Origin of the sequence: Paraburkholderia sp. RCC_158, assembly GCF_041355255.1 — a bacterium.
Taxonomy (GTDB): domain Bacteria; phylum Pseudomonadota; class Gammaproteobacteria; order Burkholderiales; family Burkholderiaceae; genus Paraburkholderia; species Paraburkholderia graminis.
Genome location: NZ_JBFUPM010000002.1, coordinates 393,594 through 417,161, shown reverse-complemented (window position 1 = coordinate 417,161; position 23,568 = coordinate 393,594). Strand labels below are relative to the sequence as shown.

Here is a 23,568-nt window from a genome sequence, read left to right as displayed (position 1 = left end):
CCGAAGGCAAACATGAGAGACGACGACGTGGCTGCGGGTATCACGCAAAACGACGAAACACGCGCGCCTTTGCGGCGGCGCAAGGCGCACATTCGTGAGTCGAATGAAGCGCATCTTCTGGCGTGTGCGGAGGCGGTTTTCGCCGAGCGCGGACTGGACGGCGCGAGCACCGCGATGATCGCCGAGCGCGCAGGCTTACCGAAAGCCAACGTGCATTACTACTTCCCGACCAAGCTCGCGCTCTACCGGCGAGTGCTCGAAGATCTGTTCGAAGACTGGCATCGCGCGGCCGATACATTCGAATGCAGCGACGACCCCGTCGATGCAATCGGCGGATACGTGCGCGCGAAAATGGAACTGTCGCGCCGGCGTCCGCTCGGCTCGAAGGTGTGGGCGAGCGAGATCATCCACGGCGCGGAGCACATGGAAGACATCCTCACAGAGCGAGTCAAGCCGTGGCTCGATACGCGCGTGAAGGTGATCGACGACTGGATTGCGCGAGGACTGCTGGCGCCCGTCGATGCGCGCACGCTGATGTACATGATCTGGGCGACCACGCAGCACTACGCCGATTTCGACGCGCAGATTCGCGCGCTCAAAGGCAAGCGCGCGTTGACGAAGAAGTCATTCGAGGCGACGACCGAAGAAGTCGTGCAACTCGTGATTCGCGCGTGCGGCGCGGTGTCGCCCGCACAGCGCGACGAAGGCGCGGACCCTTCAAGATAGGGCTTTTTCTTTGGCTGGCCTGAATCAATACGTCTCCAGATGCAGGCGCCCTTCTTTTTTGAGCCTCGCCCACAGCGCGTCCCAATCCATCTGATGCTGCTCGCCGATCTCCTTGAGCGCTTGCAGCACGCCGTCTTCCATGCCCTTCAGGCCGCACACATAGACATGCGTGTTGTCGTCCTTCAGCAGATGCGCGACGTCGACCGCACGCTCACGCATGGCGTCCTGCACATAACGTTTCGGCTGGCCCGGCGTGCGTGAAAACGCCAGATTGGTGTCGATAAAGTCTTTCGGCAAATTAGTTAGCGGCCCGAAGTAAGGCAACTCCTCCTTGGTTCGCGCGCCGAAGAACAGCATCAGTTTGCCGGTCGCGCCCTTCAGGCGACGGCGCCGGCGGTACTCGGTCATCGCGCGCATCGGTGCGGAGCCGGTGCCGGTGCAGATCATCAGCAGATGCGAGTTCGGATGGTTCGGCATCAGGAAGGTGCCGCCGAACGGACCGATTACCGTCACCGCGTCGCCCTTTTTCAGGTCGCACAGATAGTTCGAGCAGACGCCGTCGATCGAATCGCCATGCTGTTGCGAGACGCGCTTCACGGTCAGCGAAACGTTGTTGTAGCCGGGCCGCTCGCCGTCGCGCGGACTCGCAATCGAATACTGGCGCGCGTGATGCGGACGGCCGTCGGCGGTCGCGCCCGGCGGCAGCACGCCGATCGACTGGCCTTCGAGCACAGGAAACGGCATCGATCCGAAATCCAGCACAATGTGATGGATGTCGCTTTCCGTCGATGCGTCCGTGAGCCGGTAATTGCCGACCACGGTCGCGGTGGTCGGCGCTTTGTGCGTGTAGAGATTCACGTACGGCTTCGCAGCGGACCACGGCGGCACGACCGAGCCGCGCACGGTATCCACTTCGATGCCGCTTGCGTCTGCCGCGGCATCGTTAGCCGTGCCCGCGGTGGGCGATTCGTCGGCGGCAGGCACCGCCATCGTGTTCTGCTCGGGCAATACGTCCCACGTGAATTGCTCTTCGATCGGATACGCGTCGGCCTTCAGCACGGTGCGCCAGTTGTCTATCGCGCCGGTCGGACACGGCGGCACGCAAGCCATGCAGCCGTTGCAGACATCCGCCTTCACGACGTAGTTGTTGTCGTCGTGCGTGATCGCGTCGATCGGACAGGTCTCTTCGCAGGTGTTGCAGCGAATGCAGATTTCCGGATCGATCAGATGCTGCCTGAGAACCTCGATCGACACTGGGCCGTTCATGACTTCCTCCACCATGTAGTGCTGTACGAGCGCGCCGCGCCTGGTTGATGCCGCGCGTACTTCGCGTACTTCGCGTTACTTTGCGTGCGTTCAGTTAAAGCGCACGTACTCGAAATCGACCGGCTGACGGTTCACGCCCATCGCAGGCGGCGCAATCCAGTTCGCAAACTTGCCGGGCTCCACCACGCGCCCCATCAGCGAAGCAACGAATGCGCGATCTTCCGGCGTGGCGAGCCACTTTGCTTCGTTCGCCGCCCACTCGGTTTCGCTGACCACGCGGCCGTCGGGCGACACGCGCGTGCCGGAAAAGGTGCCGATCTGCCGGTTGAACGCCTTGTGCGGCACGGTCATGCGAAAGTCGATGCCGGCCTTTTCAAGCACCTTGTTCCAGCGCGCCACGCCCGCCACGGAATCCTTGATGTAATCGTCGCGCAGCACTTCGTTCATTGCATTGAGCATCGGCACTTCGCGTTCGACCAGCTTGCCGTCCTGCACGTCGAGCAGTTTGTAGCTCTGCCCGTTCAATTGATGATCGTCGTCGCGCTTGCCTTCCTCATAGCGGCCCTTGAGGCCCGAACTGTAGAACGTCGCCGCGTTCGACGAATGATCCGCGCCGAACAGGTCGATCGTCACCGAGTAATGGAAGTTCAGATAGCGCTGAATGGTCGGCAGATCGATCACGCCAGCAGCGCGGATCTTTGCGACGTCGTCGGTGCCGAGTTCGTTCATCACCTGCGCGGTGCGCTGAATCACGCGAGACACGCCCGATTCGCCGACGAACATATGATGCGCTTCTTCGGTCAGCATGAACTTCGTGGTGCGCGCGAGCGGATCGAAGCCCGATTCCGCGAGCGCGGAAAGCTGGAACTTGCCGTCGCGGTCGGTGAAATACGTGAACATGTAGAACGCGAGCCAGTCCGGCGTTTTTTCGTTGAACGCGCCCAGAATGCGGGGATTGTCCTCGTCGCCCGAACGGCGGCCGAGCAATGCTTCGGCTTCCTCACGACCGTCGCGGCCGAAATAGCGATGCAGCAGATACACCATCGCCCACAGATGCCGCCCTTCTTCCACGTTGACCTGAAAGAGGTTGCGCAAGTCGTACATGGAAGGCGCGGTCAGGCCGAGGTGCCGTTGCTGCTCGACGGAAGCGGGCTCCGTATCGCCTTGCGTCACGATAATGCGCCGCAGATTCGCGCGATGCTCGCCGGGCACGTCCTGCCACGCGGCCTCGCCCTTGTGCTCGCCGAAATGAATCTTGCGGTCCTGGTCGCCCGGTGTCAGGAAGATGCCCCAGCGGTAGTCCGGCATCTTCACGTGATCGAAATGCGCCCAGCCGCCCGCGTCCACGCTCACTGCCGTGCGCAGATACACGTCGTAGCCGTGCGAGCCTTCCGGGCCCATGTCGCCCCACCACGACAGGAAGTTCGGCTGCCACTGTTCGAGCGCGCGTTGCAGCGCGCGGTCGTCGGCGAGGTTGACGTTGTTCGGAATCTTTTCGCTGTAGTTGATCGTTGACATGGTCGGTTCCTTGCGATGCTGAAGGTGAGAGGCCCGCGTCGGGGCGTCAAACGCGCGAGACGTCGAATTGCGCCTTGCTGCCCTTGCCGTACACCTTGAGCGCGCCCTTCTCGCCCACAGCGTTCGGCCGGTTGAAGATCCAGTTCTGCCATGCGGTGAGGCGGCCGAAGATACGCGTCTCCATCGTTTCGGGTCCGTTGAAACGCAGATTCGCTTCGAGTCCCGTCAGCGCGTCCGGCGACATCGCCGCGCGTTCCTCCAGCGCAATGCGGATTTCGTCGGCCCAGTCGATGTCGTCCGGCGCCGCGGTGACGAGACCAAGACGCTCCGCCTCGACCGGCTTGACCGGTTGACCGATCAGCGAGCGCACCGCGTCGATTGGTTCGGCTTCCTCATAAAAGCGGCGTGCGAGTCGCGATTGATGCGTGACCATCGGATAGAGACCGAAGTTGACTTCCGACAGCGTGATGGCCGGCTCCTCGTCTTCGTTGCTCGGCAGCGCGGCCATGTACGAACGGTCCGCGGCGAACGCGAGTTCCGCGAACGTGCCGGCGAAGCACGAGCCCGGCTCGATCAACGCGAAGAGCGACCGCGACGACACGTCGATTCGCGCGAGTGTGCGGCGCAACAGGCCAATCGTCTCGCGCACGAACCAGTGATCCTTGTGCTGCAGCAGCACGGCATCCACGGCGAGCAGATTGCGCGCGTCGCCTTCGGTGCGGAACACCCACGTGCCGACTTCGAGTTCGTTGGTGCGCATCGAGAGAATCGCGTCGTCGAGTTCGCGTGCGAATTGCAGCGGCCACCAGTTTGCGCCCGCGGCGACAATCGCGTCAGTCGTCGTGGGCTGCTGTGTTTGCGGCGCTTTCGCGGTGAATGTCGCGATGCGCTTCGCGCGGTCGATCGTCACGTCGAGCGTTTGATAGGTCAGGCCGTCTTCGCGATCCGTGCGCTCGATGCGCGTCAGCTTCACGCCCGGCGCGTCGGAAGGACGATCGCTTTGCGCGGCAAGTTCGAGCGCGCGGGCCTGAATGGCCGCGTCGAACTGATTCGGCTTCACGACCTCATCGACGAGACGCCATGCCTTCGCGCGCTCGCCGCGAATGCCTTCGACCACCGTGCAAAAGATGTCGGCGCGATCGTGGCGCACGCGGCGCTTGTCCGTGACGCGCGTGAGGCCGCCAGTGCCGGGAAGCACGCCGAGCAGCGGCACTTCCGGCAGCGACACCGACGACGAGCGGTCGTCGACCAGATAGATTTCGTCGCAGGCAAGCGCGAGTTCGTAACCGCCGCCCGCGCACGCGCCGTTCACCGCGGCAAGAAACTTGAGCCCCGAGTGGCGCGACGAGTCTTCGAGACCGTTACGCGTTTCGTTCGTGAACTTGCAGAAGTTGACCTTCCACGCATGCGACGAAAGACCGAGCATGAAGATGTTCGCGCCCGAGCAGAACACGCGATCCTTCAGGCTCGTCAACACGACGGTCCTGACTTCCGGATGCTCGAAACGGATGCGCTGGATGGCGTCGTGCAGTTCGATGTCGACGCCAAGGTCGTACGAATTCAGCTTCAGCTTGTAGCCGTCGCGAATGCCGCCGTCCTCCGCGATGTCGATAGCGAGTGTCGCCACCGGGCCGTTGAAGCTCAGCTTCCAATGCTTGTATTGCGAGGGATCGGTGCGGTAGTCGACCGGCGCGATGGCGGTTTCTGCTGTGGACATGGGCGTCTCCTGACTGGACGATGCGAGTTGTTGATCGAACAATAGTGCATCGTCACACCCATGTAAAGCACTTTAGTGCATATGTGCGAGTAAACCCCAAAACCGAATGCAGTCGTCAACCGGCTGGTGCTTCGTCCGGCGCCTCGGCGGCGAGCCTCGCGGCCAGCCGGTCGCGCAGTTGCAGATAGGCGTCGGCCAAGGTCTTCTCGCTCGTGTCGAACGTCATGTCCGCCCGGCCGTACAGCTCGCTGCGCCCCGTGAGAATGCGCTTCAGGTCGTCCATCGCCTCCTTGTTGCCGGACATGGGCCGCAAATCGCCCTGCGCGACGACCCGGCGCATATGCTCCTCCGGCGTGGCTTGCAGCCACACCGTAAAGCAGTGCGACAAGAGCGCGTGGAACGTGCCGGACTCCGACACGAGCCCGCCCGGCGACGCGATCACGGCACGCTCGTGTTCCTGAATCACCGCCTCCAGCGCGCGGTGTTCGTAGCGCCGGTAAGCGCTCGCTCCGTATAGCGAATGAATCTCGGCGGGCGGGCATCCGGCGAGCTGCTCGATGACGCGCGTCAGCTCCACGAACGGCACCTTGCGCTCCTGCGCGAGCATCCGGCCGAGCGTCGATTTGCCGGCGCCGCGCAGCCCGATCAGCGCGATCCGGTCCTTGCGATGCGGGTCGCGCGGCGCCTGCGCGAACATCTCGGCGAGCGCGATGCGGGCGCGCTGCAACGCGGCCTGGTCGCGCCCGTGCAGCAGTTCGCGAATCAGCAGCCATTCCGCCGACGCCGTGGTTTCATCGCCGATCACTTCGGCGAGCGGACAGTTCAGCGTCGCCGCAATCTGCCGCAGCACCAGCACCGACGCATTGCCGACGCCCGACTCGAGATTGGCGAGATGCCGCTCGGACAAGCCCGTTTCGGCCGCCAGCGTCTTGCGGGTCATGCCGCGCCGCGCGCGTAACAGACGCACGCGTTCGCCCATCGCGGTGAGGAACGGGTCGCGCTCCTCGCGTTCGCCGCCGCGCTCGGCGCGCTCGGGGCGGCCGGCTTCGTCGTCGGCGGCATCGGGTGGACGGGCGCCGGGCGGCAACTCAGTGTAATTCCGGTTCATGTTTTTATACCTCCAAACCACGGTACATGTACTATAGTGCTTTACACACACCTCGTGAACGGTTAATTTTCGCCGAACATTGATCCACTTACAAAGATTGCCGCGATTTTTCGCGCGGCGTCACGGAGACCGCGCAGCGCGTCACATGCATTAACGTGCGTGCGCAGAGTCCGGAGGCTCGCATGTCCCCATCCGATTTCCAGCGGCTTATCGCGCAGGTCACGGCGCAACTGGCCGGCCGGCCGCTAAACGCCGACCTCGCCGCGTGGCTCAACGTCACGTATTCCGCGGACAGTCAGACGTTTAGCGATCTCGCCGACGCCTGCCGCGCCGGCGTCGCCGAAGGTTGGCTCTGCAACCGCGAAGGCGGCGGCATTCGCTACGGCCGCATCTTCAAGGCGCTGCCCGACACGCACGGCTTTTCCGTCGACGTCGTCGACATGAAAGACATTGCCGGTCCGCATCACGTTCATCCGCACGGCGAGATCGACCTGATCATGCCGCTCACCGAAGGCGCGACTTTCGACGGCCACGCTGCGGGCTGGTGCGTCTACGAACCCGGTTCCGCGCATCGGCCGACGGTGGCGAACGGCGAAGCGCTCGTGCTTTATCTCCTGCCGCAAGGCGCAATCGAATTTACCGCCGCGTGAGTGCTGCCATGACCGAACTATTGAAGAACCATGTCGCGGGCGAATGGCTTGCCGGCGCCGGCGAAGGCGTGACGCTAAGCGACCCGGTGACGGGCGAAGCGCTGGTGCGCGTCTCGAGCGAAGGTCTCGACCTCGCGCACGCATTCCGCTTTGCCCGCGATGAGGCCGGCGCCGCGCTGCGCGCGCTGACCTATGGGCAACGCGCCGCCCGTCTCGCCGAAATCGTCAAGCTGCTGCAGGCGAAGCGCGACGACTACTACGCGATCGCAATCGCAAACTCGGGCACGACGCGCAACGATTCGGCGGTCGATATCGACGGAGGCATTTTCACGCTGTCGTATTACGCGAAGCTCGGCGCGTCGCTCGGCGACGTGCATGCGCTGCGCGACGGCAACCTAAGCGCGCTGAGCAAGGATCAGTCGTTCAGCGCTCAGCATGTGCTGACGCCCACACGCGGCGTCGCGCTTTTTATCAACGCGTTCAATTTTCCGTCGTGGGGCTTGTGGGAAAAAGCGGCGCCCGCGCTGCTGTCGGGCGTGCCCGTCATCGTCAAGCCCGCGACCGCGACGGCGTGGCTCACGCAACGCATGGTCGCCGATGTCGTGGACGCAGGCATTCTGCCGCGCGGCGCGCTGTCGGTGATTTGCGGCGGCTCGGCTGGGCTGCTCGATCAGATTCAGGCATTCGATGTCGTGTCGTTCACCGGCTCGGCTGAAACGGCCGCCACGTTGCGCGCGCATCCGGCTTTTGTCGCGCGCGGCGCGCGGCTTAACGTCGAAGCGGACAGTTTGAACAGCGCGATTCTCTGCGCGGATGCGGCACCCGACACGCCCGTGTTTCAGCTTTTCATCAACGAAGTCGCGCGTGAAATGACCGTGAAATCCGGGCAAAAATGCACGGCGATCCGGCGCGCGTTCGTACCGGAGAACATGCTCGAAGCGGTGGTCGATGCGCTAAAGGCGAAGCTCGCCAAAGTGGCCGTCGGCAATCCGCGCAACGACGCCGTGCGCATGGGCTCGCTCGTGAGCCGCGCGCAATACGAGAACGTGCTGGCCGGCATCGCCGCTTTGCGCGAGGAAGCCGTGCTCGCGTATGACGGTTCGTCCGCGCCGCTTATCGACGCCGATGCAACTATCGCGGCTTGCATCGCGCCGCATCTGTTCGTGGTCAACGATCCGGATAACGCGACGCTGTTGCATGACCTCGAAGTGTTCGGCCCCGTTGCGAGCGTCGCGCCGTATCGCGTTGTGCAGAACGCGGGCGAATCCGGCTTGCCCGAAGCGCATGCAGTGGCACTCGCGCGACGTGGCCAGGGATCGCTCGTCGCGTCGATCTATTCGAACGACGACGCCCACCTCGGCAGGCTCGCTCTCGAACTCGCCGATTCGCATGGGCGCGTGCATGCCGTATCGCCTTCCGTGCAGCAGAGCCAGACCGGCCACGGCAATGTGATGCCGATGTCGCTGCACGGCGGACCTGGCCGCGCGGGCGGCGGCGAAGAACTCGGTGGCCTGCGCGCGCTCGGTTTTTATCATCGGCGCTCGGCTATTCAGGCATCGGCAACGGCACTTGAAGCACTCGCGCAAATTACTCATTTGCCCGCGGCCTGAACATCTTTAAGCATGACACGCAAATGAGCCCGACCCAACGCACCAGCTAGCGCACGCAAGCATTCAGCGGATCATGAGCACATAACAGCCGGACCGCCCCCACTCGATGGAGGAGACATATGGAAGCCCTGTTCGAACCTGCTGCGAGCCAGCCCGCCGTGACGGCCGAGCCGCCGCCCGCGCGCTTCAATTTCGCGGCTCATCTGTTCGCGCTGAACGCGTCGCGCGCGGCCAAAACCGCTTATATCGACGACAACGGCAACACGACCTACGCCGAACTCGAAGAACGCGCGCGACGCTTCGCAACCGCGTTGCGCGAACTCGGCGTGCATCCCGAAGAACGCGTGCTGCTGGTGATGCTCGACAGCGTTGCACTGCCGATCGCGTTTCTCGGCGCGTTGTACGCCGGCGTCGTGCCGGTCGTCGCGAACACGCTGCTCACGCCCGCCGATTATGTGTACATGCTCACGCACAGTCATGCGCGCGCGGTGATCGCATCGAGCGCGCTCGTGGCAACCGTCACGCAAGCGATGGAGGCCGCCGAGCACGACGGCTGCCAGCTCATCGTTTCGACGCGCGCATCGGCCGCGGCCGACAGCACGCCGCTTGCGGCAGCGCCTGAGTTGGAAGCGCTCATCGACGCGGCCGCGCCCGCTGCGAAGCCCGCGGCAACCGGTTGCGACGACATCGCCTTCTGGCTGTATTCATCGGGCTCGACCGGCAAACCGAAAGGCACCGTGCACACGCACGCGAACCTCTACTGGACCGCGGAACTATATGCGAAGCCGGTGCTCGGCATCGTCGAAAGCGATGTGGTGTTTTCCGCGGCCAAGCTGTTCTTTGCATACGGACTCGGCAATGCGTTGACCTTTCCGCTTTCGGTGGGCGCGACCGCCATTCTGATGGCCGAGCGCCCTACCGCCGACGCCGTCTTCGCCCGTCTCACGCGCCATCGTCCGACGGTGTTCTATGGCGTGCCGACGCTCTACGCAAGCATGCTCGTGTCGCCGAATCTGCCCGCACGCGACGATGTCGCGATGCGCGTGTGCACATCGGCGGGCGAAGCGTTGCCGCGCGAAATCGGCGAGCGCTTTACGAAGCACTTCGGCTGCGAGATTCTCGACGGCATCGGCTCGACCGAAATGCTGCATATCTTTCTGTCGAACCGCGCCGGTGCGGTCGAATACGGCACGACGGGGCGCCCGGTGCCCGGCTATGAAGTGGAGTTGCGCGACGAGACCGGTCATGCGGTCGGCGACGGCGAAGTGGGCGACCTCTACATCAAAGGACCGAGCGCGGCGCTGATGTACTGGAGCAACCGTGAAAAATCGCGCGCGACGTTTCTCGGCGAGTGGATTCGCAGTGGCGACAAGTACTGTCGTCTGCCGAACGGCTGCTACGTGTATGCGGGCCGCAGCGACGATATGCTGAAAGTGAGCGGTCAATACGTGTCGCCGGTCGAAGTGGAAATGGTGCTCGTGCAGCACGACGCGGTGCTCGAAGCGGCGGTGGTCGGCGTCGATCACGGCGGCCTCGTGAAGACGCGCGCGTTCGTCGTCTTGAAGCGCGAGTTCGCGGCCTCTGAGATACTGGCGGACGAGTTGAAGGCCTTCGTGAAAGAGCGGCTCGCGCCGCATAAGTACCCGCGCGACATCGTGTTCGCCGACGACTTGCCGAAAACCGCCACTGGAAAGATTCAACGCTTCAAGCTGCGCGAAATATCATAAGGTGATACATGCAGAATCCCGCTGTCGAGACGCCCGCCAGTCACTTCGCCGACTTGCCTGCTACCGCGTCGCATGGACCGTTGCGCATCGAATATCGTTGGCTTAACGCTGCGGCGAACGCGGCGCCCATCGCCGTGTTTCTACACGAAGGACTCGGCTCGATTGCAATGTGGCGCGACTGGCCGCAAACATTGTGCGAGCGTCTGGGCATGCGTGGGCTCGTGTATTCGCGTCCCGGTTACGGAAGGTCGACACCGCGAGAGCATCACGTCAAATGGCCGATGCATTTCATGACCGACCAGGCGCGCGATGTTCTGCCCGCGCTTCTCGACGCGCTTCACATCGACACGCGCGAACGCCGACGCCTGTGGGTGATCGGCCATAGCGACGGCGGCTCGATCGCGTTGCTGTACGCGGCGCTTTTTCCCAACGCGCTGGCCGGTGCCGTGGCCATCGCACCGCACCTGTTCGTGGAAGACGTGTCCGTGCAAAGCATTGCGCAGACCAAGGTGCTTTACGAAACCACCGATCTGCGCGACAAGCTCTCGCGTTATCACGCGGACGTCGATTCCGCTTTTTATGGCTGGAACGATGTCTGGCTAAACCCGGCCTTCCGGCAATGGTCGATTGCGGAGCAACTCACGTCGATCGACAAGCCGCTGCTCGCCGTGCAAGGCCATGACGACAACTACGGCACGATGGCGCAGATCGATACGATTCAGGACTACGTGCCGCATGCGCAACTCGCAAGACTCGACGCGTGCGGGCATTCGCCGCATCGCGACGCGCCGGATCGGCTGAACGACGTGATTGCCGCGTTCGTGTCGGAACACCAGTAGCCGCGGTTATGCCGCTGTTATGCCGCGGCTACTGTGCGGTCGTCCCACGGCGAATCCCCAATATTCATCAAATCCTCAAATTTCCAAGACTTCATAAAAGTTACACAGGTAAGCGGCTATTCTCCTTGCATCGCTGAGCTGGGCATACCGATGCCCGCGCGTTCCCCGTGCTGGAGACATCGCCATGTCCTTTCTGTGGAAGCCGTGCATTGCCCTGCATCGCAAACGTTTGGCGATCGCCCTCGCGGCGTTGCCGCTTTGCGCGCTGCTCACCGCCTGCGGCAACGACGACACGAACGCGGCCGACATGAGCAAGTCCAGCGCCGCTGCAAACCCGGCCGATAACGGCACCAATCCGGTGCTATCGGCGAATCCGTCTTCCGTATCGCCCGCGCCTGCCGCCGTCACGATTCAAAGCCCAGCACTACCCGCACCAAACGCCGACGTGGCATTGTCCGCCGCCGCGCCGACGCCGCTTGCCACACCCGTGATCCATACTGTTGACTGAGTCCCGCGTTTCACGCGACGCGCGGCTCATGCTTGCGCGCCGCGTGGAGCGCTCCCACTGAAGACACCCAGGCTCATACCATGACTTCAAAAAACCGCCGTGATTTTCTACGTTCGGCCGCGCAGGCCGCAGGCTCGTTCACCGCGTTGAGCATGTTGCCGGCCGGCATCCGCAACGCGCTCGCGATTCCCGCGAACAGCAAGACGGGCACGATCCGCGACGTCGAGCATATCGTCGTGCTGATGCAGGAAAACCGCTCGTTCGACCACTACTTCGGCGCGCTGCGCGGCGTGCGCGGTTTCGGCGACACGCGCGCGGTCAATCTGCCGAACGGCAAGCCGGTGTGGTATCAACCGCTCGCCGCCGATGCCGGCTACGTGCTGCCGTTCCGCCCAAGCGCGCCGAACCTCGGCCTGCAGTTCCTGCAAGACCTCGCACACGACTGGAACACGACGCACGCCGCATGGAACGGCGGCCGCTACGATCAATGGGTGCCCGCCAAAAGCGCGACGACGATGGCCTACCTCACGCGCGAGGACATTCCGTTTCACTATCAGCTCGCCGACGCGTTCACCATCTGCGACGCGTATCACTGCTCGCTGATGGGCCCGACCGACCCGAACCGCTACTACATGTGGGCGGGCGGCGTGGGCAACGACGGCACGGGCGGCGGACCGGTGATCGACAATTCGGAGCTCGGCTACGGCTGGTCGACTTACCCGGAAGTGCTGCAAAACGCCGGCATTAGCTGGAAGATCTATCAGGACGTCGGCACGGGACTCGACGCCAAAGGTTCGTGGGGCTGGACGCAAAACCCGTACATCGGCAATTACGGCGACAACTCGTTGCTCTATTTCAACCAGTACCGCAACGCGCAGCCGGGCAACCCGCTGTACGACAACGCGCGCACGGGCACCAACGCATTGAAGGGCGACGGCTACTTCGACGTTCTGAAGCGCGACGTACAGAACAACGCGCTGCCGCAAGTCTCGTGGATCGTCGCACCGGAAGCCTATTCCGAGCACCCGAACTGGCCCGCCAATTACGGCGCGTGGTACATCGACCAGGTGTTGCAGATTCTCACGTCCAATCCCGAGGTGTGGAGCAAGACCGTACTCCTGATCAATTACGACGAGAACGACGGCTTCTTCGACCACATGGTGCCGCCGTGCGCGCCGAGCTCGAACGCGGACGGTCTTTCCACCGTCGATACCGTCAACGAGATTTATCCGGGCGACGCGAAGAACGTTGCCGCGCCCTACGGTCTCGGTCCGCGCGTGCCGATGCTCGTCGTCTCGCCGTGGTCCAAAGGCGGCTATGTGTGCTCGCAGGTGTTCGACCATACGTCGGTGATCCGCTTCATCGAACAGCGCTTTGGCGAGCAGCACAATCTCGCCGAGTCGAACATTTCGCCGTGGCGTCGCGCGGTGTGCGGCGATCTTACATCGGCGTTCAACTTCAGCAATCCGAACGACGCGTTCCCGAGCCTGCCGAGCACGAGCGCTTATGTGCCGGCCGATCAGAACCGCCATCCGGACTATGTGCCGCTGCCGCCGGCGATACAGGCCGTGCCGCGCCAGGAACCCGGCGTGCGCCCTGCCCGTGCGTTGCCGTATGAGATGTTTGTGCGCGTCCACGGCGAAGGCGCCGAGAAAACGCTGACCATGCGCTTCGTGAATACGGGCAGCGCGGCCGCGGTATTTCAGGTGTATCGAGCGAATAGCACCGACGCGCCGCGCACTTACACCGTGGAAGCCGGCAAGCGCTTGCAGGACGCGTTCGCGCTGAACGTGGACGGTACTTACGACTTCACCGTGCATGGTCCGAACGGTTTCTTGCGCCGCTTTACAGGCCGGCCGATTGCGCGTAGCTGGTGGGACGGCTCGGACATCGCTCGTCCGGAAGTACTCGAAGGCTATGACGTCGCGAACGGCAATCTGCAATTGCGCCTTGAAAACGTGGGCAGCGCGCATTGCAAGTTCACGATCGTCAATGCGTACGACCCGAAGCACGCGATCAAACGCGTGGTGCGCGGCGGCGATACGGACGAGTTGTATCTCGATCTTCGCAATGCGCACGGCTGGTACGATCTGTCGATCACCGTCGACACCGACCCGCTGTTCGCGCGCCGTTTCGCGGGCCATGTGGAGACCGGCAAGAGCAGCATGAGCGATCCTGCACTGGGCGCGTGATCGCGGAGTCAATCGGGCAAGCTCGAACGGCCGCTGCATTAGAAATGCAGTGGCCGTTTTATTTTGCCGACGGTTTTTGCTGCTGCGTCTGCATCGCGAGGTCACCCAGGCTGCCGACGAGCAGACGCGCGGCATTCAGGAAGTGAGCTGCGCGGGCTCAAGCCTCGAAGTCGAGCCCGCCGATTAATGACACGGGCTCCGCTTGCGTGTGCGACGAAAAATCGAGTTCGCGCGCGTGGCGCCATGCCTGCAGTTTGCGAGGCAGCGCGGCCAGATAGCGGGCAAAACGCGCCTGCCCTTCGTCTTTCATGAGCCGCTCGATTTCGTCGCTGTCCCACGTCAGATACAGATTCAACGGATGCGCGTAATGAGCGATGTGCTCGAGCGGCGCTGCATGAATGCGCAGTCGCGTCGGACGACCAGGACCGCCATACGGCAGCACTTCCGTATGCACGGTCGTGGCGAAGCACGCAGCGATGGCCTCGGCAATGCGAGGCGCGAACTCATTATCGAAACGGTCGGCGGTGTCTGGGCGCATCTCATTCTCCGGCGTGCTGCGCAATGAGCGAAGCATCGTAGCACGCGCAATGCGGCCTCCGGTCAGCGCTTTTTCCCGCCCTCTTCTTCGAGCGACGCTTATCCCCGCGTTATCCCGCGCGCTTGCCTTTCTGCGCGCGGCTATTGCGCCTGCGAATCACGAAGCCGATCAGTGCCGCGAGCGCGGCCGTGGCCGCATAGCCCACGAGGCGAATGGCTTGCTCGCCCGGTAAGCGCGCGACCAGCAGCGCGGCAACGGCGCATGCAAGAACCGCGAGCACGACGAGCAATGCATTTGACCGCTTCATTCTGGTGTCCCCTGACGTTTTGACGTGCTGCGTGCCGGCGCGTGCGCGCTCTTTTTCTCAGCATACTCGGGGCATGCGCGCGAATGCGCAATGGTCTTTAACCCGCAAACCGCGCTTCAGGCGACGCGGCCTCTGCCGCTCGCGCGCGCCTGCTCCAGAATGAATTCGATGAAGGTCGCCGCCGCGCGCGTGTGATGGCGGTTCGGCATGTATAGCAAATACATGTTGGTGCCGAAGATGCTCAGGCGCCATTCGTCGAGCGTCGTCACGACATCGCCGCGTTGCAGATCGTCATGCACGACATAGTCGGGCACGATGCCCACGCCGAGTCCCGCGAGCACCGCCTGCCGCAAAAACAGAAAGTTCTCGGAGATGATGGTCGGCTCCAGCAGCACCTCGTCGCGCTCGTCGCGCAGATACGCGGCAACGCGCAATTGCCGGCCGACCACTGCGGCGGTGATCAACGGCGTGGTGCGCAGATCGTCGAGTTGCGTCGGCATGCCATGCGTATCGGCGAAGGCGCGCGACGCGCACGCAACGTAGCGCACCGCTCCCATATCGCGCGCGACGAGATTTTGCGGCGGCTCGGACATCACTCGCACGGCGATGTCCACTTCGTCGCGCATCAGGTCTTCGACGCGATTCTCGAACAGCACGTCGAGCACAATGCCAGGATAAAGGCGCTTGAACCCGATCAGCCACTCGGACATCACGAGTTGGCCGTAACCGCTCGGCACGCTCAGGCGCACTCGCCCTTGCAGGCTTTGCCCGAGCGTCGTCACCGATTCGCGTGCGGCCAGCAGCGCGTTCTGAATCGCGCGGCCATGTTCGTACAACTGCAGACCGATCTCCGTGGCCTCGACTCGGCGCGTGGTGCGCCGCACGAGTTGCAGGCCGACCGAGCGCTCCAGTTGATTCAGGTGATAGCTCACGTTGGCGCGGCTCATCTTCAGGCGCCGCGCGGCCTCGCTCAGGTTGCCCGCGTCGAGTATCTCGACCAGCAGGGTTAGCGAATTGACGTCCACGAGACCGGCCTTTGTCAAAGTTATTTTGACAGTCTGTCAATCGTTGATGTGATTGTCAATGAACCTTGACCGCTCCACAATCGTGAGCATTCGCGAGACGTGGCATGCGGCAGCCCACCGTCTGCGCGCCGAGACAATCAAAGGAGACGCGCCCATGACCCTCACCTCTTCCACCGACACTTCAGCCGACGTCGTCACGCGCGAATTGCGCGGCAAGGTGCTGCTCGTCACGATCGACCACGCGCCCGTCAACGCGCTTTCCGCCGACGTGCGGCGTGGCCTGCTCGCCGCGATCGAAGCCGCCGACAGCGACCGTTCGGTCGAAGCGGTGCTGCTCGTCGGCGCAGGGCGCAACTTCATTGCCGGTGCGGATATTCGCGAGTTCGGCAAGCCGCCGGTGCCGCCGTCGCTGCCGGACGTGTGCAACCGCATCGAGGCGTGCACGAAGCCGGTCGTCGCCGCGATTCACGGCGCGGCGCTCGGCGGCGGTCTCGAAGTGGCGCTCGCCGCGCACTACCGGATTGCCGTCGAAGGCGCGAAGCTCGGCTTGCCCGAGGTGCAGCTCGGCCTGCTGCCCGGCGCGGGCGGCACGCAGCGCACGCCGCGCCTGATCGGCGCAGAGGCCGCGCTCGATCTGATCCTGAGCGGCCGCCACGCGAGCGCGAAGGAAGCGCTCGCGCTCGGACTCGTCGACCGGTTGGGCGCGAGCGGCGACGTGCTCGCCGAAGGCCTCGCCTATGTGCATGAACTGCTTGCCGGCGATGCAGCGGTGCGTCGCACGCGTGACGCCGGCGCGTTGAGCGATCGCGCCGCCAGCCTCGCGGCGGTCGCCGCGGCGCGTGCCGAGACCGCGAAGAAATCGCGCGGCCTGTTCTCGCCGCTGAAGATCGTCGATGCAATCGAGGCCGCGATCACGCAGCGCTTCGAAGAAGGCTTGCGTGTCGAGCGTCAACTCTTCCTGCAATGTCTCGACAGTCCGCAGCGCGCCGGCTTGATTCATGCGTTTTTTGCGGAGCGCGAAGTGTTGAAAGCGCCCGAGACACGCGATGCAAAACCGCGCGCACTGAATGCAGTCGGCGTGGTCGGCGGCGGCACGATGGGCGCGGGCATCGCGGTCGCGGTGCTCGACGCGGGCCTGCCAGTGACGATGATCGAACGCGACGAGGCGTCGTTGGCGCGGGGCCGCGCGCACATCGAGAAGGTCTACGACGGCCTCATCGCGAAGGGCCGCCTGAGTGCCGCAAAGAAAGACGAGTTCATGGCGCGCTGGACCGGCAGCACCTCATACGATGCACTGTCGAACGCGGACCTCGTGATCGAGGCCGTGTTCGAAGACCTGGCCGTCAAGCAGGCAGTCTTCGCCGAACTCGACCGCGTCTGCAAAGCGGGCGCCGTGCTCGCGACCAACACCTCGTATCTCGACATCGACGCGATTGCCGCCAGCATTTCGCGGCCCGCCGACGTGATCGGTCTGCACTTCTTCTCGCCGGCCAACATCATGAAGCTGCTCGAAGTCGTCGTGCCGCAAGCCGTGAGCGCCGACGTCGTCGCGACCGCGTTCGAGCTCGCGAAGAAGCTGCGCAAGACGCCGGTGCGTGCGGGCGTATGCGACGGCTTTATCGGCAACCGCATTCTGGCCGTCTATCGCAGCGCGGCGGACGCCATGATGGAAGACGGCGCGTCGCCCTATCAGATCGACGCTGCGGTGCGCGCATTCGGCTTTCCGATGGGACCGTTTCAGGTGGTCGATCTCGCGGGCGGCGACATCGGCTGGGCCGCGCGCAAACGGCGCGCCGCGACGCGCGATCCCGCGGCGCGCTATGTGCAGATCGCCGACCGCCTGTGCGAGCGCGGCTGGTTCGGCCAAAAAACCGGCCGTGGATTCTATCTGTACCCCGAAGGATCGCGCAGCGGCCAGCCGGACCCGGAAGTGGAGGCGATCATCGACGCCGAGCGCGAGCGCGCCGGCATCACGCCGCGCAACTTCACCGACGACGAGATCATTCGCCGCTACATGGCCGCGATGATCAACGAAGGCGCGAATGTCGTGCATGAACGGATCGCGCTGCGCCCGCTCGACGTCGACGTGACGCTGCTGTATGGCTACGGTTTCCCGCGCTATCGCGGCGGTCCGATGAAATATGCGGACATGGTTGGCCTGCCGAGCATTCTCGCGGACATTCGCGGGTTCGCGAAAGAAGACCCGTTGTTCTGGCAAGCGTCGCCGCTGCTCGTTGAACTCGTCGAGCGCGGCGCGGATTTTGCGAGCCTCAATCAGACAATCTGACGCCTGTTGCTTGCCGATGTTTATCGGCACGAGCGTTGCAATCCACAAAGGAACTGCGATGGACCTGAACTTTACGCCCGAAGAAGAAGCGTTCCGCGCCGAGGTACTCGCGTTTCTGCGCGACAAACTCCCGCGGCGTCTCGCCGACAAAGTGCACGGCGGCCGGCGGCTCACGCGCGAGGACATGGCCGAGTGGCACGCGATCCTCAACGAGCGCGGCTGGCTCGCGAATCATTGGCCGAAGGAATACGGCGGGCCCGGCTGGAACGCGGTGCAGAAATTCATCTTCGAGAACGAATGCGCGCTGGCGGGCGCACCGCGCGTCGTGCCCTTCGGCGTGAATATGCTCGGACCCGTGTTGATCAAATATGGCAGCGATGCGCAGAAACATCACTGGTTGCCGCGCATTCTCGACGGTTCCGACTGGTGGTGCCAAGGCTATTCGGAACCGGGCGCGGGCTCCGATCTCGCGTCGGTGAAAACGACGGCTGTGCGCAGCGTCGACGCGAACGGCGAGCATTACATCGTCAATGGACAGAAGACGTGGACCACGCTCGGCCACTACGCGAACATGATCTTCTGCCTCGTGCGCAGCGCGACCGACGTCCGCAAGCAGGAAGGCATCAGCTTCCTGTTGATCGACATGAAAACGCCGGGCGTCGAAGTGAGGCCGATCATCACGCTCGACGGCGAGCATGAAGTGAACGAAGTGTTTTTCACGGACGTGCGGGTGCCCGCTGCCAATCTCGTCGGCGAAGAAAACAAGGGATGGACCTACGCCAAATATCTGCTGACGTATGAGCGCACGAATATCGCGGGCGTCGGCTTTTCGGTGGCGGCATTCAACCGGCTGCGCAAGATCGCGGCGAAACAGCGGCGCAATGGGCGGCCTCTCGCGGACGACCCGTCGTTCGCGGCGCGCATGGCGCGCGTCGAAATCGATCTCGAGAACATGAAGACGACCAACCTGCGCGTGATCGCCGCGGTGGCCGGCGGCGGCGTGCCGGGCGCCGAAAGTTCGATGCTGAAAATTCGCGGCACGGAGATTCGCCAGGAGATCTCGTCGCTCACGCGCCGCGCGATGGGACCGTATGCGCAGCCGTTTATCGAAGAAGCGTTGCACGACGGTTATCAAGGAGCGCCCGTTGGTCCCGACGAAGCGGCCAGCGCGGCTTCGCAATACTTCAACAATCGCAAGCTGTCGATCTTCGGCGGATCGAATGAGATTCAGAAGAACATCATTTCCAAAATGATCCTCGGACTGTAGAAGGAAACGGACATCATGAACTTCCAGCACACCGAAGATCGCCGGATGCTCGCCGATACGCTGAACCGCTTTATCAGCGAACAGTATGGCTTCGCGACGCGCGACCGGATCGCGCGATCGTCGCATGGCTTTAGCAGTGAGTTGTGGAATCGTTTCGGAGAGCTAGGTATTATCGGCGCGTTGTTCGATGAAGCGAGCGGCGGCTTCGGCGGCGGCGGGTTTGATATTGCAGTCGTGTTCGAGAGCCTCGGGCGCGGGCTCGTGGTCGAGCCGTTTCTCGATACGCTCATCGTCGGCCAGGCCATTGCTCGCAGCGGCAATGACGCGCCGCGGGCGTTGCTCGGCGGATTGATAGACGGGTCGCGTATTGTCGCGCTCGCGCATAGCGAGCCGGATAGTCACTACGAACTCGCCCGTGTGACGACGCGCGCCGAGCGCAATGGCGATGGTGATGGCAGCGCGTGGCAATTGAATGGCGCTAAAGCGGTGGTTCAGCACGGCGAGCAGGCTGCCTTCTTCCTCGTGTCGGCGCGCACCGAAGGGGCGGACGATTCCGAAGCCGGCGTGACGCTTTTTCTGGTGCCTCGCGATGCGCCGGGCGTGAGCGTGCGCGGTTATCCGAAGATCGACGGCGGGCGCGCGGCCGAAGTGAGCTTCGAGAACGTCATACTCGGCGACGACGCTTTACTCGGCGCGGCGGGCAACGGTTTCGCAACGCTCGAATATGCGATTGCATGCGGCGTACTTGCGCTCTGCTCGGAAGCGGTCGGCGCGATGGACGTCGCGAAGGACTACACGCTCGACTATCTGCGCACGCGCAAGCAGTTCGGCGTGGCGATCGGCAGCTTCCAGGCATTGCAGCACAGAATGGCCGACATGCTGCTCGAGATCGAGCAGGCACGCTCAGCGGTAATCAACGCCGCGGCCGCGTTAGGTGCCGAACGCAAGGTGCGCGAGCGCGCGGTGTCGGCGGCGAAATACAGCATCGGCAGAATCGGTGCGCTCGTCGCGCAGGAGTGCATTCAACTGCATGGCGGGATCGGCATGACGTGGGAACTGCCGCTCGCTCATTACGCAAAGCGGCTTGTGATGATCGATCATCAGCTTGGGGATGAGGATCATCATTTGGAGCGGTTTGTGGAGTTGGGGCGAGAGTGACGATTGTTGAACGCAGTCGTCCCGGGACTCAGGACTGCCGCTGCTAGAATTGGTTGTTCAAACTTTGCAGGCGCAACGCCGGCCGTATGCGAATCGATCCGTACAGCCTCGAGCTGTTCATCTCCGTCGTGCAGGAAGGCTCGATTGCTCGCGCCGCCAGCCGCAATCACATTGCCGCTTCCGCATTGAGCCGGCGTATCGCGGATCTCGAGTCGGCAATGGGCCTCGCGTTGCTGATTCGTTCGCCGTCGGGAGTCGAGTTGACGGAGGCCGGGCGTCATGCGTTTTCTCGTGCCGTGTCGGTTCACGATCAGTTGCAGTCATTCGCTCGCGAGGTGCAGTCGCTCAGCGGCGAGGTCGCCGGCGTCGTGCGTCTGTATGCGAACGCATCGGCGATTGTCGGCTTTTTGCCCGAGCGGCTGAAGGCGTTTCAGGCCCACTACCCGCTCGTGCGAATCGCACTCACCGAGCAGATCAGCGACGAGGTCATCCGCGCCTGCATGGACGACCGCGCCGACGTCGGCATTTCTGCAAGCGGCAAAGCATCCGGCGGACTGGAATCATGGCACTTCGCCGATGACCCGCTAATGGTCGTGCTCCCTCTCGATCACGAACTCGCCGCGCTCGAGGCGCCGACCTTCAGCGACCTGCTCCGCTTTCCGCTCGTTGCGCTGCAGGCCGGCGGCTCGCTGGACCTGCTCATCAAGGAGCGCGCCGACGCAGCGCGAACGCCGCTCAAGCTGTCCGTCACCGTCAACAGTTTCGACGCGCAGTGCCGGATGGTCGAAGCAGGACTTGGCATCGGTATTGTGCCGACGAGCGCCGCGTCCGCGTTCGCCGGATCGCATGCGTTCGTGCGCCGGCCGCTCGATGAAACCTGGGCGACGAGCCGCACGCTGCGGGTTCACGCGCTGCGAAAATCGTCGCGTCTGAAGGCGGTCCAGGCGTTGATTGAAGCGCTGACTGCGCCTGCAAATTAGAGAGACGTTAGTGGACCATCACAAGCCATTGCAGGCCCTTCATGAGGCCATCGCCAATCGCGATGCCCCGTTTGCCGATCCAGCACTTCGCGCTGCTCTCGCCGCCATCTAGATTCGGGTAGAAGGAGAAGTGGATGGCAAAACTGGATTTGACTGGCCGCGTCCTGTTTCTTTGCGCGGACCCCGAACGGATCGAGCAACAGCTCGACGGTACGGATCTGAACCCCGCGACGGCAGGCAGCTTGAGAGACGATGTGTCGACGGACGAGATCACGCCGATGAGCGTGCTGACCCGCTTCGACGAACGCCTTGGCCGGGTCCCGTATGTGGGGTTCCGCGCAGGCGATACGAATCCGATCGGTATCGACGCGATTCGCAACGGCGGCTTTCGCGTAACGGTGGCGGGCAACCGGTACGGCAAAGGATCGTCGCGCGAACATAGTCCGCTCGCGGAATATCGCGCCGGCATCCGGCTCGTGATCGCGCGGAGCTTCGAGCGCATCTATCGTCAGAATGCGGACAACCTCGGGCTCTTTACGTCGACGGACTTCGGCCTGATCGAACGCATCCAGCGAGGCGAGCCGATCGACGTCGAAGAGCTCGTCGCCTCGCGCGATAGCCTCTCCGCTGCGATTCTGACAAGCGGTGGCCTGCTGCGTTACGGCGCGCAAAACATGCGCCAAATCGGCTCTACAACTTCCACGGCCAATGCCGATGCAAATGTCGCTGACGCCAACAACGCGCAGCCGCGCACGCTCGCGCAAAAAATCCTCGACCGTCACGCGCTTTCCACCGATGCAACCGGCGACACGCCGACGCCCGGCAGCGGCGCGTTCGTCCGCGCGGATTGGCGCTTCATCCACGAGTACTACACGGGCATGGCCACGCACATGCTGCATGCCACGTTCGGCAAGCCGCTCACGCTGAGCGATCCCGACACGATTCTCGCGTTCGAGGATCACCTGTCGTATTCGCACAAGAGCGAGCTTCATGTGCGCAACGGCCTGCTGCCCGACGTGCGCGAACTGTCGGCGGCGCATCGTCAGTTCGCGCGCGACTACGCGATCACGAATCACGGCTATCTGAGCGAAGTCGACGGCAGCTTCACCGAAGGTTCAGAAGGCATCTCGCACGCGATGATGGCCGAGCGTTACGCGCTGCCCGGGCAACTGATTGTCGGCACCGATTCGCATACGCCGCATAGCGGCGCCTTGGGCTGTCTCGCGTTCGGCGTCGGCACGACCGACATGGCGAATGCGTTTGTCACAGGCGCGGTGCGGATGACCGTGCCCGAATCGCTGCGGGTTAATTTCAACGGCGCGGTGGCGCCGGGCCTCACGGCGAAAGACCTCGTGCTGCACTTGCTGGCCGAACCGCGCATACGTGCGGGTGCGGGCGTCGGAAAGGTGTTCGAGTTCGCCGGCAGCGCTGTCCATCAGTTGACGACCGACGAGCGAACCACGCTCACCAACATGACGGCCGAACTCGGCGGCTTCTCCGGCATTGTCGCGCCCGACGAAGAGACGGTGCGCTTTTTGAAGGAGCGCCGCGGCGTCGACTTCAGCCTCGAACCGTGGATGCAAAGCGATGCGGGCGCGACGTACGCCGACGTCATCGATATAGACTGCTCGCACATTTCGCCGATGCTCGCCGCGCCCGGCGATCCGGGCAACGGCATTGCGCTGCGCGATCTCGCGCAACGTCCGAAGGTGGACATCGCGTATGGCGGCTCGTGCACGGCAGGCAAGCGCGAGGATTTCGATCACTATCACGAGGTGCTCGCATGGGCGCTCGCGCGCGGCTTGCGGGTGCCGTCAGGTGTCAAGCTCTTTCTTCAGTTCGGCACGTCGGAGGTTCGCGATTACTGCGTGAAACGCGGCTATATCGACGCGTTCGAGCAGGCCGGCGCGATTCTGCTGCAACCCTCGTGCGGCGCATGCGCCAATTGCGGACCGGGCTCGTCCACCGACGCGGGCCAGGTCACGATCAGCGCGATCAACCGCAATTTTTCGGGCCGCTCCGGGCCTGGGCAGGTGTGGCTCGCGAGTCCGCCGACGGTCGTTGCAAGCGCGCTTGCGGGCAAGATCGCTTCGTTTGCGGAATTGCAGGAACAGTACCGCTAACGGCCGCGGTGCAAGTTGTGAC

The 23,568-nt window shown here is 63.6% G+C and carries 19 protein-coding genes; 12 read left to right on the top strand and 7 right to left on the bottom strand.

What is annotated here, in order from left to right:
• The first annotated feature begins 12 nt into the window (after positions 1-12).
• Positions 13-726 (top strand): TetR/AcrR family transcriptional regulator, encoded by a 714-nt coding sequence (locus tag AB6809_RS06270; protein ID WP_044021962.1) that lies wholly within the window; start codon positions 13-15, stop codon positions 724-726.
• Between the two features lie 24 nt (positions 727-750).
• On the opposite strand, the gene boxA is transcribed toward AB6809_RS06270, so the two are convergent.
• The 4 genes from boxA to AB6809_RS06250 all read right to left on the bottom strand — a co-directional run bounded on the left by boxA (position 751) and on the right by AB6809_RS06250 (position 6,335).
• Positions 751-1,992, bottom strand: a complete 1,242-nt coding sequence (boxA, locus tag AB6809_RS06265) for a benzoyl-CoA 2,3-epoxidase subunit BoxA (RefSeq protein WP_006052526.1) — start codon at positions 1,990-1,992, stop codon at positions 751-753.
• A gap of 90 nt (positions 1,993-2,082) precedes the next feature.
• Positions 2,083-3,510, bottom strand: coding sequence for a benzoyl-CoA 2,3-epoxidase subunit BoxB (gene boxB, locus AB6809_RS06260; RefSeq protein WP_006052525.1), 1,428 nt, complete (start codon positions 3,508-3,510; stop codon positions 2,083-2,085).
• A gap of 46 nt (positions 3,511-3,556) precedes the next feature.
• Positions 3,557-5,227, bottom strand: coding sequence for a 2,3-epoxybenzoyl-CoA dihydrolase (gene boxC, locus AB6809_RS06255; RefSeq protein WP_371026083.1), 1,671 nt, complete (start codon positions 5,225-5,227; stop codon positions 3,557-3,559).
• Between the two features lie 115 nt (positions 5,228-5,342).
• Positions 5,343-6,335 carry a helix-turn-helix transcriptional regulator gene (locus AB6809_RS06250; RefSeq protein WP_371026082.1) on the bottom strand — a complete coding sequence of 331 codons (993 nt, stop codon included), beginning with the start codon at positions 6,333-6,335 and terminating at the stop codon, positions 5,343-5,345.
• Positions 6,336-6,517: 182 nt separating this feature from the next.
• On the opposite strand from AB6809_RS06250, the gene AB6809_RS06245 reads away from it, so the two are divergent.
• The 6 genes from AB6809_RS06245 (at position 6,518) to AB6809_RS06220 (ending at position 13,861) form a co-directional block, all read left to right on the top strand.
• Positions 6,518-6,985: a DUF4863 family protein gene (locus AB6809_RS06245; protein WP_371026081.1), complete on the top strand. Its 468-nt coding sequence runs from the start codon at positions 6,518-6,520 to the stop codon at positions 6,983-6,985.
• Between the two features lie 8 nt (positions 6,986-6,993).
• The gene (locus AB6809_RS06240) at positions 6,994-8,595 is read left to right on the top strand and encodes a 3,4-dehydroadipyl-CoA semialdehyde dehydrogenase (RefSeq protein WP_371026080.1); all 1,602 of its coding nucleotides are present in this window, start codon (positions 6,994-6,996) and stop codon (positions 8,593-8,595) included.
• Between the two features lie 119 nt (positions 8,596-8,714).
• Positions 8,715-10,322 (top strand): benzoate-CoA ligase family protein, encoded by a 1,608-nt coding sequence (locus tag AB6809_RS06235; protein ID WP_029967606.1) that lies wholly within the window; start codon positions 8,715-8,717, stop codon positions 10,320-10,322.
• Between the two features lie 8 nt (positions 10,323-10,330).
• Positions 10,331-11,161 carry an alpha/beta fold hydrolase gene (locus AB6809_RS06230; RefSeq protein WP_029967607.1) on the top strand — a complete coding sequence of 277 codons (831 nt, stop codon included), beginning with the start codon at positions 10,331-10,333 and terminating at the stop codon, positions 11,159-11,161.
• A gap of 184 nt (positions 11,162-11,345) precedes the next feature.
• A complete protein-coding gene (locus AB6809_RS06225; RefSeq protein ID WP_006052518.1) occupies positions 11,346-11,669 on the top strand; it encodes a hypothetical protein in 324 nt (107 codons plus the stop codon).
• 80 nt (positions 11,670-11,749) lie between these two features.
• Complete coding sequence (locus AB6809_RS06220) at positions 11,750-13,861, top strand: phosphocholine-specific phospholipase C (protein WP_029967611.1); 2,112 nt, start codon at positions 11,750-11,752, stop codon at positions 13,859-13,861.
• Between the two features lie 157 nt (positions 13,862-14,018).
• On the opposite strand, the gene AB6809_RS06215 is transcribed toward AB6809_RS06220, so the two are convergent.
• The 3 genes from AB6809_RS06215 to AB6809_RS06205 all read right to left on the bottom strand — a co-directional run bounded on the left by AB6809_RS06215 (position 14,019) and on the right by AB6809_RS06205 (position 15,731).
• Positions 14,019-14,399: a DUF5594 family protein gene (locus AB6809_RS06215; RefSeq protein WP_029967613.1), complete on the bottom strand. Its 381-nt coding sequence runs from the start codon at positions 14,397-14,399 to the stop codon at positions 14,019-14,021.
• 109 nt (positions 14,400-14,508) lie between these two features.
• Entirely contained in the window at positions 14,509-14,706 is a 198-nt protein-coding gene (locus tag AB6809_RS06210; RefSeq protein WP_029967615.1) for a hypothetical protein, read from the bottom strand.
• A 116-nt stretch (positions 14,707-14,822) separates the two neighbouring features.
• The gene (locus AB6809_RS06205) at positions 14,823-15,731 is read right to left on the bottom strand and encodes a LysR family transcriptional regulator (protein WP_029967617.1); all 909 of its coding nucleotides are present in this window, start codon (positions 15,729-15,731) and stop codon (positions 14,823-14,825) included.
• A gap of 154 nt (positions 15,732-15,885) precedes the next feature.
• Between AB6809_RS06205 and AB6809_RS06200 the strand changes: the two genes are divergently transcribed.
• The 5 genes from AB6809_RS06200 (at position 15,886) to AB6809_RS06180 (ending at position 23,546) form a co-directional block, all read left to right on the top strand.
• Positions 15,886-18,018: a 3-hydroxyacyl-CoA dehydrogenase NAD-binding domain-containing protein gene (locus AB6809_RS06200; protein ID WP_029967619.1), complete on the top strand. Its 2,133-nt coding sequence runs from the start codon at positions 15,886-15,888 to the stop codon at positions 18,016-18,018.
• 58 nt (positions 18,019-18,076) lie between these two features.
• Positions 18,077-19,285 (top strand): acyl-CoA dehydrogenase family protein, encoded by a 1,209-nt coding sequence (locus AB6809_RS06195; protein WP_029967621.1) that lies wholly within the window; start codon positions 18,077-18,079, stop codon positions 19,283-19,285.
• 15 nt (positions 19,286-19,300) lie between these two features.
• On the top strand, positions 19,301-20,443 hold the full coding sequence (locus AB6809_RS06190; protein WP_371026078.1) for an acyl-CoA dehydrogenase family protein: 1,143 nt from the start codon (positions 19,301-19,303) through the stop codon (positions 20,441-20,443).
• 86 nt (positions 20,444-20,529) lie between these two features.
• Positions 20,530-21,423, top strand: a complete 894-nt coding sequence (locus AB6809_RS06185; RefSeq protein ID WP_029967625.1) for a LysR family transcriptional regulator — start codon at positions 20,530-20,532, stop codon at positions 21,421-21,423.
• Between the two features lie 134 nt (positions 21,424-21,557).
• Positions 21,558-23,546, top strand: coding sequence for an aconitase family protein (locus AB6809_RS06180; RefSeq protein ID WP_371026077.1), 1,989 nt, complete (start codon positions 21,558-21,560; stop codon positions 23,544-23,546).
• Positions 23,547-23,568: the final 22 nt, after the last annotated feature.